The organism is Streptomyces sp. NH27, assembly GCF_056859195.1.
This window is the reverse complement of sequence record NZ_JACEGK010000212.1, coordinates 1-12,498: the sequence shown is the minus strand read 5'-3', so window position 1 is coordinate 12,498 and position 12,498 is coordinate 1. Positions and strand designations below refer to the sequence as shown.

The following is a 12,498-nucleotide window of genomic DNA, read 5'->3' as shown; positions in this document are numbered from 1 at the left end:
GCGGCATGCTTCACTGGATGCATGCTCCGATACACCGCACTGCGCTTCGGCCTCATCGTCGCCAGCTTCGGGGTCATCTGGGGCCTGGTCCGGCTGCACATCCTGCCGGCCGGGCTCGGTGACTCGAACTACCTGTGGGTCGCCCTGCTCGCGCTGGTCGTCTCCGCGCCACTGAGCTTCGTGCTGCTGCGCGGCGCCCGCGAGCAGGCCGCCGCCCAGGTCTCCAGCCGGGTCGAGCGCACCCGGCTCAACCTGGCCGCCGCCGCGGGCCAGGAGGACGACGCCGACGACGAGGCCCGCGAGGTCGCGCACGGCGGGGAGCCGCACACCGCCTGACCGGCCGGTCCCGGCGACCGGCCGCTGAGCACGGGGGAGGGTGGCGCCAGTGGAGCCGCAGGGCAAGCGCGCGCAGCGCGTGCCGCGGGCGATCCGCGAGCGGCAGATGCTGGACACGGCCGTGGCCGTCTTCGCCCGCCGCGGCTACCGCGCCACCTCCATGGACGAGATCGCCGTCGCGGCCGGCGTCAGCAAGCCGCTGGTCTACCTCTATCTCAAGTCCAAGGACGAGCTGTTCACCGCGTGCGTACGCCGCGAGGCCCAGGCGCTCAGTGCGGCGGTGCGCGCGTCCGTCGAGACCGGTGCCGCGCCCGACCGTCAACTGTGGTCCGGGCTGCTCGGGTTCTTCCGCTACACCGCCGAGCACCCCGACGGCTGGAACCTCCTCTACGGCCAGGCCCGCAGCGGCGGTGCCCCTTCCGGGGACGAGGTCGCCGCGATGCGGGCGGAGATCGTCGACTTCGTCACCGCGCTGATCGGCTCCGCCGCCCGCGAGGCACCCTGCGTGCCTTCTCTCGCCGACCGTGAGGTGCGCGCGCTGGCCCTGGCGCTTGTCGGTGCCGCCGAATCCCTCGCCGTGTCCTCGCCGAACGGGCGGGAGACGGCCGCCACGTTGATGAACTTCGCCTGGGCCGGCCTCGGCAACCTCCTTGCGGGAAGCCCTTGGGTGCCCTGAACCGACAGCACCACCCACCCCGGCGGGTCAGCCCACCCCGGAGACGTGCACGCCTCGCCCTGAGCGCACCTCGAACCGCCCACCGCCCGCCGCGAAGGTGACCGTGGACGGCAGCGGAACCGGTGCGCGGAATTCCGCGCGCACCCCCTCGCTCAGGCCGAGCGCGGCGACACTGCGGGCGATCGTCCACATCCCGTGCGCGATCGCCCGGGGAAAGCCGAGCGGCCGGGCTGTCCAGGCGTGCAGGTGGATCGGGTTGTAGTCGCCGGAGACACGTGCGTGGCGGCGCCCGAGGTCGGCCGGCAGGTGCCACTCCTCGACCGCGGGCAGCTCGCCTTCGGGGGCGCGGTCGGCCCGCGGCTCCTGCGGGCGGCCGGTGGGGTGCCGGGCCAGATACGTACTGCGGCCGGTCCACACCGGCTCCCCGCCGACGCGGGCCTCCGTGGCGAACACCACTTCCGTGCCGCGTCGATGCGGCCGCAACTCCTCGGCGTGCACGGCGATCTCGGGCAGGTCCCGGCTGGTGAGGGGCCGGTGCGCGGTGATCTCGATCGAGGTGTGCACCAGGCCCATCAGCGGCAGCGGGAAGTCCCGGGCGGCCATGATGCGTGCGGCCAGCGGGAATCCGAGGATGTGCGGGTAGGTGAGGGGCACGCGGTCGGCCGTGGGGGAGTAGCCGCAGACCTCCGCGTACCGGGCCAGTCGCGCCGGGTCGATCCGTACGTCCGGTTCGGTCAGCCGCAGCCGGGGCAGTGCGGCGCCGGCCGAGGGCTTCTTGCCGATGCCGGTCAGCGCGCCGCGCCCCAGGGTGAGCAGCAGCGTCATCTCACGCCCCCAGCAGGGACTGGCCGCAGACGCGGACGACCTGACCGGTGACGCCGCCGGAGCCGGCCGCCGTCAACCAGGCCACGGTCTCGGCGACGTCCTGCGGCCGGCCGCCCTGGCCGAGGGAGTTCATCCGCCGCCCGGCCTCGCGGATGAACAGCGGTACGGCGGCGGTCATCCGGGTCTCGATGAAGCCGGGGGCGACCGCGTTGACGGTGATGCCGCGCTCGCGCACCTCGGGGGCGGCGGCCAGCGCGCGGACGAAGCCGATGATTCCGGCCTTGGAGGCGGCGTAGTTGGTCTGGCCGACGTTGCCCGCGATGCCGGCGATGGACGCGGTGCCGACGATCCGGCCGTGCGGGCGGATCACGCCGGCCTTCAGCAGGTGGTCGGTGACGCGCAGCACGCTGCCGAGGTTGACCTCGATCACCGCGTCCCAGCCCTCCGCGGCCATGTTGGCGAGCTTGCGGTCGCGGGTGATGCCGGCGTTGTGCACCAGGACGTCGAGGCCGCCGGGCACCGCGGCCGCGATCCGTTCGGCGGCGTCGGGTGCGGTGATGTCCACGGTCAGCGCGGTGCCGCCGATCCGGGCCGCGGTCTCGGCGAGCGCTTCGGCCGCCTGCGGCACGTCCAGGCAGACCACGTGCGCGCCGTCCCGGGCGAGCGTGGCCGCGACCGCGGCGCCGATGCCGCGGGCCGCCCCGGTGACCAGCGCCGTACGCGTCCCGCCGGTCCTCCCGGTCTCGTGCTGCGGGCCGGACCCGCCGGCATCGCCGGACGCGACGGACCCGCCGGCATCGACGGACTTTCCGAACTCGCCGGCCACTTCGGCCACTTCGGCCTCTTCGGACGCCTCGGCATCCCCGGCCTGCGGGCCGCCCACCTGCGGGCCGACCTCGATCACCTGCCCGCTGACGTACGCCGACTTGGGCGACAGCAGGAACTCCAGCGTGGAGTCGGCGGCGGCGCCGGGCGCGAGCCGGACGAGCTGTACGGTCCTGCCCCGGCCGATCTCCTTGCCGAGCGAGCGGACGAAGCCCTCCAACGCCTGCTGGGCGGCGGCCTGATGGACGTCGGCGCCGGCCGGCCGGGTGCCGAGCACCACCACCCGGCCGCACGCGGCCAGCGAACGTACCAGCGGGTGAAGGCTGTCGCGGACCGCCCGCAGCCCGGCCGGGTCCGTGATGCCGGTCGCGTCCAGTACCACCGCGGCCGGCGCCGGGGCGCCGGGCGCGGCCGGTGGCGCCGTCTCGCCCGCGGCCAACCGCAGCACCGGGCCGTCGAGTTCGGGGGCCGCGGCCGACCAGCGGCGCAGCGCGGTCGGCTGCGGCAGCCCGAGCCGCCGGGTGAGGAAGCGACCGGGAGCCGTACCGGTGAAGTCGAGATAGCGGTCGGCCATTGGCCTTCTCCTTACTCTGGAGTAAGTTTACCGCCGGTAAGGCTACTGGTGAGTTGTCGCTCCGGCCAAGTGCCCTCGGGAGTTCCGTATGCATACCGTTCGCCGCGTCGCCGTCATCGCCGGCCACCGCATCCCCTTCGCCCGCTCGGACGGTCCCTACGCCACCGCGTCCAACCAGGACATGCTCACCGCCGCGCTCGACGGCCTGGCCGAACGCACCGGCCTGGCCGGCGGGGATGGCGCGGCCTCCGCCGAAGGCCGCGGGAGGGTGGGGGAGTTCGCGGCCGGAGCCGTGCTCAAGCACGCCCGCGACTTCAACCTCGCCCGGGAGACCGTGCTCGGCTCGGTCCTGGACCCGACCACCCCCGCCTACGACATCCAGCAGGCGTGCGGCACCGGCCTCCAGGCCGTCTTCGCGGTCGCCGCCAAGATCGCGCTCGGCGTGATCGACTCCGGCATCGCCGGCGGCGCCGACACCACCAGCGACGCGCCGCTCGGCGTCAACGACGAGTTGCGCCGCACCCTGCTCGCCGCCCGCCGCGCGAAGTCCCTCGGCGGCCGGGCCCGCGCGCTGGCCGGGCTGCGCCCCCGCCATGTCGTGCCCGACATGCCGCGCAACGCCGAGCCGCGCACCGGCCTGTCGATGGGTGAACACGCCGCCGTGACCGCCGCGAAGTGGGGCATCACCCGTGCCGCCCAGGACGAGTTGGCCGCCGCCAGCCACCGCAACCTCGCCGCCGCCTACGACCGCGGCTTCTTCGCCCCCCTGGTCAGCCCCTACCGGGGCCTGGACCGCGACCAGAACCTGCGGCCCGACTCCACCCCCGAGAAGCTGGCCCGGCTGCGGCCCGTCTACGGCGGGCCCGGCGGCACGATGACCGCGGGCAACTCCACGCCGCTCACCGACGGTGCCGCGGTGGTCCTGCTCGGCTCCGAGGAGTGGGCCGCGGCACGCGGGCTGGCCCCGCTGGCGTATCTCACCGCGTACGAGACGGCCGCGGTCGACTTCGCCTCCGGCCGGCCCGACGCCGAAGGGCTGCTCATGGCGCCCGCCTACGCCGTACCGCGCATGCTGGAGCGGGCCGGACTCGGCCTCGGCGACTTCGACTTCTACGAGATCCACGAGGCGTTCGCGTCCCAGGTGCTGGCGACCCTGGCGGCCTGGGAGGACAAGGCGTTCTGCGCGGAGCGGCTCGGGCTGGACGCTCCGCTCGGCCCGATCGACCGCGCGCGGCTCAATGTGGCGGGGTCGTCCCTCGCCACCGGCCATCCCTTCGCCGCGACCGGGGCACGGATCGTGGGCACCCTGGCGCAGCTTCTTGCCGAGCGGGGGTCTTCCGGGCGCGGCCTCATCTCGATCTGCGCGGCGGGCGGACAGGGCGTCACCGCGATTCTCGAACGTCCTTGACGGGACCGCTGATGGTGCCCCGTCCTGTGAGTGCCCGGACCTTGCGGCCCGTGGGCGGCTTGCCGCGCAGTTCCTCGCGCCCCTGAGTATGTGCGGCCACCTCCGCGGAAGGACGACGGCAACCCCCAAGGGGCGCAACCCACCCTCATCTTTCAGGAGCCGCAACCATGTCAACTGAAGCAGGGCAACTGGAGAGTTCGGCACCCCAGACCGTGGTCGTGGACGGCCGAACCGTACAGGCGGCCGTGCCTCCGCTGGTCGAGTTGCCGAGGAGCGGCAGCCTGGCCGACATCCCGTTCACGAACGCGGCCGAGGCTCCGCAGGACATCGTGCTGAGCCGGGAGGGGGTGGACGGGACCTGGCGTGACGTGAGCGCGGCGGAGTTCGGCGCGGAGGTGACCGCGGTCGCGAAAGGGCTGATCGCGGCCGGGTTGAAGCCGGGCGAGCGGTTGGCGATCATGGCGCGGACCAGCTACGCGTGGACGCTGCTGGACTTCGCGGGATGGGCCGCCGGGCTGGTGACCGTACCGATCTACCCGACCTCGTCGGCGTCGCAGATCGCGTGGATACTCGGCGACTCGGGTGCCGCGGCCTGCGCGGTGGAGAACGTGGAGCAGTCCCGGCTGGTGACCGGGCGCCGCGCCGGGCTGCCCGGGCTGCGCCAGTTGTGGCAGCTGGACGCCGGGGCGATCGCGCAACTCAGCGCGGAGGGGAAGGAGTTGCCGGACGCGCTGGTCACCTCGCGGCGGCAGGGCCTTGGACCGGCGAGCACGGCCACGCTGATCTACACCTCGGGCACCACCGGCCGCCCCAAGGGCTGCGTGCTCACCCACGGCAACTTCTTCGCCGAGGTCGACAACGCCACCGAGCTGCTGCACCCGGTCTTCAAGTCGGTGAGCACCGAGCCCGCCTCGACCCTGCTGTTCCTGCCGCTGTCGCACGTCTTCGGGCGGATGGTCGCCGTCGGCTGCCTGCGTGCCCGGGTCCGGCTCGGCCACGCGCCCAGCATCGCCACCGAGGACCTGCTCGCCGACCTGGCCGGCTTCCGGCCCACCTTCCTGCTGGCCATCCCGTATGTGCTGGAGAAGGTCTACAACACCGGCCGGGCCACCGCGGAGAAGATGGGCCGGGCCGCGTCGTTCGACCGTGCCGCCGCGATCGCGCGGCGCTACGGCCGGGCGCTGGTCGCCCGGCAGACCGGCACCGGCCCCGGGCCCTCGCTCGGCCTGCGGATGGCGCACGCGCTGTACGACCCGCTGGTCTACCGCCGGATACGCGCCGCGCTCGGCGGCAAGGTCATGTACGCGATCTGCGGCGGCTCCCCGCTGGGCGAGCGGCTGACCGCCTTCTACGCGGGCGCCGGGGTGATGGTCTTCGAGGGGTACGGCCTGACCGAGACCACCGCGGCCGCCACCGTCACGCCGCCGCTGGCGCCGCGGCTGGGCACCGTCGGGCAGCCGTTGCCCGGCACCGCGGTACGGATCGCCGAGGACGGGGAGGTGCTGCTGCGCGGCGGGCAGGTCTTCGCCGGCTACTGGAACGACCCGAGCGGGGTGCCCCAGGTGGACGGGTGGTTCCCGACCGGGGACATCGGCGAGCTGGACGCGGACGGGTACCTGCGCATCACCGGCCGTAAGAAGGAGATCCTGATTACCGCGGGTGGCAAGAACGTGGCGCCGGCGCCCCTGGAGGACCGGCTGCGGGCCCATCCGCTGGTCGGCCAGAGCATGGTGGTCGGCGACAACCGGCCGTTCGTGGCCGCGCTGATCACGCTGGAGGCGGACGGCCTCACGCACTGGCGGCGGATGCGGCACAAGGAGGAGCTGCGGCTCGCGCAACTGGTCACCGACCCCGACCTGCTCGCCGACCTGCAGAAGGCCGTGGACGACGCGAACTCCACGGTGTCCCGCGCCGAGTCGATCCGCGCCTTTCGGGTGCTTCCGGTCGACTTCACCGAGGACAGCGGCCACTTGACCCCGTCGATGAAACTCAGGCGGGCGGCGGTCGCCACGGACTTCGCCGAGGACATCGAGGCGCTCTACCAGCGATAGCCGCGAACCGGTGCGAAACGGTTCGCCGGTAGGGGCGGTGGAAATACGCCGCGAGCGCCGGCGGCGGAAAAGAGGCAGGGGCCCCGCGCAATTGCGGGGCCCCTTGGTACTGCAGGTTCTGGGCGCGCGATCGCGCCGCTGTCCGTCCGGCTAGTGGAGAACTAGCTGGGGGTGACGTTCTCCGCCTGGGGGCCCTTCGGACCCTGGGTGACGTCGAAGGTCACCGGCTGGTTCTCCTCGAGGGAGCGGAAGCCGGTGGCGTTGATCGCGGAGTAGTGAACGAAGACATCCGGGCCGCCGCCGTCCTGGGCGATGAAGCCGAAGCCCTTTTCAGCGTTGAACCACTTCACGGTTCCGGTAGCCATAAAGCCCTCCTTGGGCCCAAAGGGTTGCCCTGCTCCAGAACCTGCAACTGCGAAGTCTGAAAACTACAAAAGCCTGCGGGTTACATGATCCGCAGGCTTTAGTACTGCAAGGAAACCAAACTGCAACTTGCTGATGAGCCTAGCATGTGGGGTCCGGAGCGGGGAAGGGTTGCAAGATCCTTCTTAAGGCTTCCCGGGGCACCTCCGTTACGGCTCGCCGAGGCACCCCCGCACGGGTCTGCGGCCCCCCAGGAGTAGCGTCCGCCATATGGACACAACCGCGCGTGAAAGCGACAGCGACCGGGTCCGCCCCCGGGTCGGCCACATCCAGTTCCTGAACTGCACCCCGCTGTACTGGGGCCTGGCCAGAACCGGTGCGCTGCTGGACGTGGAGCTGACCAAGGACACCCCGGAGAAGCTCAGCGCCCAGCTCGTCGAGGGCGATCTGGACATCGGCCCGATCACCCTCATGGAGTACCTCAAGCACGCCGACCAGCTCGTGGCCCTGCCCGACATCGCGGTCGGCTGCGACGGCCCCGTGATGTCGTGCGTCATCGTCAGCCAGCTCCCGCTCGACCGGCTGGACGGCCAGCGGGTGGCGCTCGGCTCCACCAGCCGCACCTCCGTCCGCCTCGCCGAGCTGCTGCTCGCCGAACAGCACGGCGTCACGCCGGACTACTACCGCTGCCCGCCGGACCTCTCGCTGATGATGCAGGAGGCCGAGGCCGCGGTGCTGATCGGCGACGCCGCCCTGCGCGCCTCCCTCCACGACGCGCCCCGGCTCGGCCTCACCGTCCACGACCTCGGGCAGATGTGGAAGGACTGGACCGGGCTGCCCTTCGTCTTCGCCGTCTGGGCGGTCCGGCGGGACTACCTCGCCGCGCACCCCGACGCCGTGCACGCGGTGCACCGCGCCTTCCTCGCCTCCCGCGACCTCTCCCTGGAGGAGGTCGACAAGGTCGCCGAACAGGCGGCGCGCTGGGAGGCGTTCGACGAGGAGTTGCTGCGCAGCTACTTCACCACCCTGGACTTCTCCCTCGGCGCCCCCCAGCAGGCCGGCATCACCGAGTTCGCCCGCCGCGTCGGCTTCGCCCCGGGCGCCGGCGTGGAACTCCTGCCCCCCGCCTGATTCCCGGCTTCCCCGCTTCCCGGCTTCCCCACTTCGCCACTTCCCCGCTTCCGCCGGACGCCGGAGCCCGCCGTCGGGCAGTTCGTCGTGGACGTACCGCAGCCGCCGCGGCGGGCGTTCGCGGCGGGCCCGGCGAGATCGGGCCGCACCGAGCCGCACCTGTACCTCCGGGTGGACCGAGTGCATCCCCGCACGCCCCGGGCACGGGTCGCAGGGGGGCGAGGGTGCTGGCGTAGGGTGAGCTGGTCCGATTTCGTATCCTCCGAAGGGCCTGCCACGGTGACTTCTTCGACCGAACTCGCAGCCGTCCTCGACCGCGCTGCCGCAGGGGGCAGGATCACCCCGGAGGAAGCGCTCGACGTCTACCGGTCCGCGCCGCTGCACGCGCTCGGGGCCGCCGCCGACGCGGTGCGGCGCCGTCGTTACGCGGGCACCGAGCACATCGCGACGTACATCATCGAGCGCAACATCAACTACACGAACGTGTGCGTCACCGCGTGCAAGTTCTGCGCGTTCTACGCGGCGCCGAAGGACACCGGCAAGGGGTGGAGCCGCGGGCTCGACGACATCCTGCGGCGCTGCGCGGAGACCGTCGAACTCGGCGGCACCCAGATCATGTTCCAGGGCGGCCACCACCCGGACTACGGCGTCGAGTACTACGAAGAGCACTTCGCCGCGATCAAGCGGGAGTTCCCGCAGCTGGTGATCCACTCGCTGGGCGCGTCCGAGATCGACCACATGGCGCGGATCTCCGGGGTCAGTGCGGAGGAGGCGATCCGCCGTATCCACGCCGCCGGGCTCGACTCGTTCGCCGGCGCCGGCGCGGAACTCCTGCCGGAGCGGCCGCGGAAGGCGATCGCGCCACTCAAGGAGTCCGGCGAGCGGTGGCTGGAGATCATGGAGACCGCGCACGGGCTGGGCGTCGAGTCCACCACGACCATGCTCATGGGCACCGGTGAGACCAACGCGGAACGGATCGAGCACCTGCGGATGATCCGCGACGTGCAGGACCGCACCGGCGGGTTCCGGGCGTTCATCCCGTACACCTACCAGCCCGAGAACAACCACCTGAAGGGCCAGACGCAGGCGACGCTCTTCGAGTACCTGCGGATGATCGCGATCGCGCGGCTCTTCCTCGACAACGTCGCCCACATCCAGGGGTCGTGGCTGACCACCGGCAAGGAGGTCGGCCAACTCTCCCTGCACTACGGGGCGGACGACCTCGGGTCGGTCATGCTGGAGGAGAACGTGGTCTCCTCGGCCGGGGCGAAGCACCGCTCCAACCGGATGGAGCTCATCCATCTCATCCGCACGGCCGGCCGCGTGCCCGCGCAGCGCGCGACCACCTACGAGCACCTCGTCGTCCACGACGACCCGGCGAACGACCCCGTCGACGACCACGTCGTCTCGCACCTCTCCTCGACCGCGATCGAGGGCGGCACCGCGCACCCGGAGCTCAAGCTCCTCGAACCGCGCTGAGCCCGCATCGGGGGCGCTCGGGGGAGTATCCCCAACCCCCCCACCGGCGGGTGGTCCCGCGGCCGACGACGACGGGCGCCCCGTAGGGTGGGACGCGTGACCCGAGCATCCTTGGAGAAGCAGCCGCAGGACGTCGCCGCGATGTTCGACGGCGTCGCGGCGAAGTACGACGTGACGAACGACGTGCTGTCGCTCGGCCAGACCCGGCTGTGGCGGCGTGCCGTGGCGCAGGCACTGGACGTGCGACCGGGCGAGCGGGTGCTCGACCTGGGCGCGGGTACGGCGACTTCGTCGCTGCCGTTCGTGGCGGCGGGCGCGGAGGTCGTGCCGTGCGACTTCTCGCTCGGCATGCTGCGGGAGGGCAAGAAGCGCCACCCGGAACTGCCGCTGACCGCGGGCGACGCGACCCGACTGCCGTTCGCGGACGGGGTGTTCGACGCGGTCACCATCTCGTTCGCGCTGCGCAACGTCCATGACACCGACGCGGCGCTGCGCGAGATGCGGCGGGTGGCCCGGCCCGGCGGGCGGCTGGTGATCTGCGAGTTCAGCCACCCGACGTACCGGCCGCTGCGCACCGTGTACACGGAGTACCTGATGCGGGCGCTGCCCCCGGTGGCGACCAAGGTGAGCAGCAACCCGGACGCGTACGTGTACCTCGCCGAGTCGATCCGCGCCTGGCCGGACCAGCCGGCGCTGGCCGGGCGGTTGAAGGACGCGGGCTGGACGAGCGTGGCCTGGCGGAACCTCACCGGCGGGATCGTGGCGCTGCACCGCGGCGCGAACGGGTAGGCGTAGCCGCCTTCCACGCAACCGGAATGCGGCGTTCCGGGTGGTCGCTGCCGGTAGGGGTCATATGCTGCGGTATCCGCGGGGGGACAGCAACCCCGCTGTTTCCCGGAGTTGCCGATGCCGTTCTGCCCCGCATGCGGGAACCAGGTTGCCGAGGCAGAAGACATCCGCTTCTGCCTGCGTTGCGGCCGCGACCTGACCGCACCTTCTCTTCCCGGGTCGCCTCCGCCGACCGCGCCGGCCACGCCGACGCAGGTCGGGGCGCCGCCACCTCCACCGCCGCCGCCACCACTGTCGTCCTACGGCGCTCCGACCGGACCGATGGCGGGGCCGCCGGGCCAACCTGTCTACGGGCCGGGCTATCCGCCGCCCGGACCGGTCATGCCCTCGCCCGCCGCGGTGTTCGTGCGGAGGGTGTTCACCGGCCGCTGGGAGGGCCCGCTGCTGGTCGCGCTCGGTCCGGCGCTGACCATAGTCGCGGCGGCCCTGGCGATCGCGGGTGTCGCGGGCTCCGGGCTGCCCAGCGGCTCGGTCGGCATGGCCACCCGCACCCGGGCCGCCCTCGCGGCGCTCGTCCAGGGCCTGGGCGGCAACCTCAAGGCGACCTCGACCTACACCGACGAGACCGGGTTCGACGACTCGGACGGCGACAACGGCGACAACAGCGACTCGTCCGACGGCGGCAGCGACGGCGGGGACTTCTCCGACGGCGGGAGTGACGGGTACGACGACGGCTCCGACGGGTATGACGACGGCTCCGCCGGCGGCAGCGACGGCTACGACGACGGCTCCGCCAGCGGGAGCGGCGGCTACGACGACGGTAGCGACGGGTACGACAACAGCTCGGACGGCTCCGACGGCTCGGACGGCTCCGACGGGTACGACTCCTCCGACCCCGGCAGCGACATCGGCTACACCATGAGCGGCAGTGGCAGCGGCGGGCACACGCACACGTACCACGCGTCGCTCTCCGTCCTGCCCTGGACGGTCACGCTGCTGTGGGTCGTGGTGCTGGTGCTCGGCCTGCGGATGCTGCGCAGGCGGCAACTCGGCGCGGCCGCCGTCTCGGGCACGCCCGGCGCGGCCATGACCGCCGACGGCGCAGCCGCCGCCGTGCGGGTCGCACTGCTCGCCGCCGCCGCGGTACTCGCCATCGGCTTCTTCGCCGAACCGCACATCGGCCTGGCGCACGTCACCACCGCGCCGTTCCTGGCCGCGCTGTGGACGTTCGTACTCAGCCTGGTGACGGCGCTGCTCGTGCTGTGCCGTCCGGCGCTGACGGCCTGGCTGGCCGCGCGGCCGGGCGCCGCGGCCACGTACCGGGTGGTCTCCACCACGGCGATCGCGCTGCTGGCCACCCTGCTCATCGCGGGCGCCGTGGTCTTCGTGATCGCGGCCGCGCACTACCACGACCTCACCGGCTGGGGCGTGGCCGCGGCCGGGCTGCTGGTGCTCAACCTCGGGGTGTCCGGGCTGGGTCTGAGCTGGGGGGCGCCGTTCCGCGTGGGCACGACCTACAGCAACAGCAGCAATCACCACGTGTCCTTCGGCCTGGGCGACCTCAACCACGTGTGGGGCGGCTGGTCGGTGGCCGGCACGGTCGCGGGCGGGCTCGGCTGCGCGCTGCTGATCGGGGTGCTCGCGGTCCGGCGGACCCGCAGCCGCCCCGAACAGTTCGCGGTGGCCGCGCTGTTCACCGGTCTGCTGGTTGTCCTGGCCGTGGTCAGCGGCGCGCGCACCGGCGGCGACACGGCCATGACCGGCATGCTCGACCACGTCAGCGTGGGCACGAAGGTGCCCGAGGTGCTGGGTCTGAGCCTGCTGTGGACGTTCGGCGGCGTCCTGGTCGCGCCGTACGTGTGGCGGATGTTCGGCGGCCGGGTGCCGCCCACGGCGTACGCGGCCGGCCCGGGCGTCCCGGCGCCGTACGGCCCGGCCCCCCAGGGCGGCGGGACGTACGGCGGCGGCTACGGCGGGACGTACGGCGCCGTCCCCGGTGCGGTTCCCGGTGCTGTTCCCGGCGGCGCGGTGCCGTCCCAAC

Annotated in this window: 10 protein-coding genes and 1 pseudogene; 8 read left to right on the top strand and 3 right to left on the bottom strand. The window is 72.9% G+C overall.

Features of this window, described 5'->3' with window-relative positions; all coding sequences use genetic code 11:
* Positions 1-21 precede the first annotated feature (21 nt).
* Together AC13HU_RS18605 and AC13HU_RS18600 are read left to right on the top strand one after the other, a co-directional pair.
* On the top strand, positions 22-336 hold the full coding sequence (locus AC13HU_RS18605; RefSeq protein ID WP_483043016.1) for a DUF4229 domain-containing protein: 315 nt from the start codon (positions 22-24) through the stop codon (positions 334-336).
* Between the two features lie 106 nt (positions 337-442).
* The gene (locus tag AC13HU_RS18600) at positions 443-1,012 is read left to right on the top strand and encodes a TetR/AcrR family transcriptional regulator (RefSeq protein ID WP_483043017.1); all 570 of its coding nucleotides are present in this window, start codon (positions 443-445) and stop codon (positions 1,010-1,012) included.
* Positions 1,013-1,039: 27 nt separating this feature from the next.
* Here the strand turns inward: AC13HU_RS18600 and AC13HU_RS18595 are convergent, their stop codons facing one another.
* On the bottom strand, positions 1,040-1,837 hold the full coding sequence (locus tag AC13HU_RS18595; protein ID WP_483043015.1) for a MaoC/PaaZ C-terminal domain-containing protein: 798 nt from the start codon (positions 1,835-1,837) through the stop codon (positions 1,040-1,042).
* A 1-nt stretch (position 1,838) separates the two neighbouring features.
* The gene (locus AC13HU_RS18590; RefSeq protein ID WP_483043014.1) at positions 1,839-3,236 is read right to left on the bottom strand and encodes a 3-oxoacyl-ACP reductase; all 1,398 of its coding nucleotides are present in this window, start codon (positions 3,234-3,236) and stop codon (positions 1,839-1,841) included.
* An 88-nt stretch (positions 3,237-3,324) separates the two neighbouring features.
* Between AC13HU_RS18590 and AC13HU_RS18585 the strand changes: the two genes are divergently transcribed.
* Entirely contained in the window at positions 3,325-4,644 is a 1,320-nt protein-coding gene (locus tag AC13HU_RS18585) for an acetyl-CoA C-acetyltransferase (protein ID WP_483043013.1), read from the top strand.
* Between the two features lie 167 nt (positions 4,645-4,811).
* Complete coding sequence (locus AC13HU_RS18580) at positions 4,812-6,695, top strand: AMP-dependent synthetase/ligase (protein WP_483043012.1); 1,884 nt, start codon at positions 4,812-4,814, stop codon at positions 6,693-6,695.
* A 161-nt stretch (positions 6,696-6,856) separates the two neighbouring features.
* Here the strand turns inward: AC13HU_RS18580 and AC13HU_RS18575 are convergent, their stop codons facing one another.
* A complete protein-coding gene (locus AC13HU_RS18575) occupies positions 6,857-7,060 on the bottom strand; it encodes a cold-shock protein (RefSeq protein WP_328467807.1) in 204 nt (67 codons plus the stop codon).
* A 268-nt stretch (positions 7,061-7,328) separates the two neighbouring features.
* On the opposite strand from AC13HU_RS18575, the gene AC13HU_RS18570 reads away from it, so the two are divergent.
* The 4 genes and pseudogenes from AC13HU_RS18570 to AC13HU_RS18555 all read left to right on the top strand — a co-directional run.
* The gene (locus AC13HU_RS18570) at positions 7,329-8,189 is read left to right on the top strand and encodes a menaquinone biosynthetic enzyme MqnA/MqnD family protein (RefSeq protein WP_483043011.1); all 861 of its coding nucleotides are present in this window, start codon (positions 7,329-7,331) and stop codon (positions 8,187-8,189) included.
* Positions 8,190-8,468: 279 nt separating this feature from the next.
* Complete coding sequence (mqnC, locus tag AC13HU_RS18565) at positions 8,469-9,668, top strand: cyclic dehypoxanthinyl futalosine synthase (protein WP_483043010.1); 1,200 nt, start codon at positions 8,469-8,471, stop codon at positions 9,666-9,668.
* 96 nt (positions 9,669-9,764) lie between these two features.
* Entirely contained in the window at positions 9,765-10,457 is a 693-nt protein-coding gene (locus tag AC13HU_RS18560; protein ID WP_483043009.1) for a demethylmenaquinone methyltransferase, read from the top strand.
* 381 nt (positions 10,458-10,838) lie between these two features.
* A pseudogene (locus AC13HU_RS18555) lies at positions 10,839-12,498 on the top strand (hypothetical protein); the annotation flags it as partial.

Coding starts and splice junctions, on each gene's coding strand:
- AC13HU_RS18595 (WP_483043015.1), bottom strand. CDS start 1,837: ATGACGCTGCTGCTCACCCTGGGGCGCGGCGCGCTGACCGGCATCGGC.
- AC13HU_RS18585 (WP_483043013.1), top strand. CDS start 3,325: ATGCATACCGTTCGCCGCGTCGCCGTCATCGCCGGCCACCGCATCCCC.
- AC13HU_RS18600 (WP_483043017.1), top strand. CDS start 443: ATGCTGGACACGGCCGTGGCCGTCTTCGCCCGCCGCGGCTACCGCGCC.
- AC13HU_RS18575 (WP_328467807.1), bottom strand. CDS start 7,060: ATGGCTACCGGAACCGTGAAGTGGTTCAACGCTGAAAAGGGCTTCGGC.
- AC13HU_RS18580 (WP_483043012.1), top strand. CDS start 4,812: ATGTCAACTGAAGCAGGGCAACTGGAGAGTTCGGCACCCCAGACCGTG.
- AC13HU_RS18590 (WP_483043014.1), bottom strand. CDS start 3,236: ATGGCCGACCGCTATCTCGACTTCACCGGTACGGCTCCCGGTCGCTTC.
- AC13HU_RS18570 (WP_483043011.1), top strand. CDS start 7,329: ATGGACACAACCGCGCGTGAAAGCGACAGCGACCGGGTCCGCCCCCGG.
- AC13HU_RS18605 (WP_483043016.1), top strand. CDS start 22: ATGCTCCGATACACCGCACTGCGCTTCGGCCTCATCGTCGCCAGCTTC.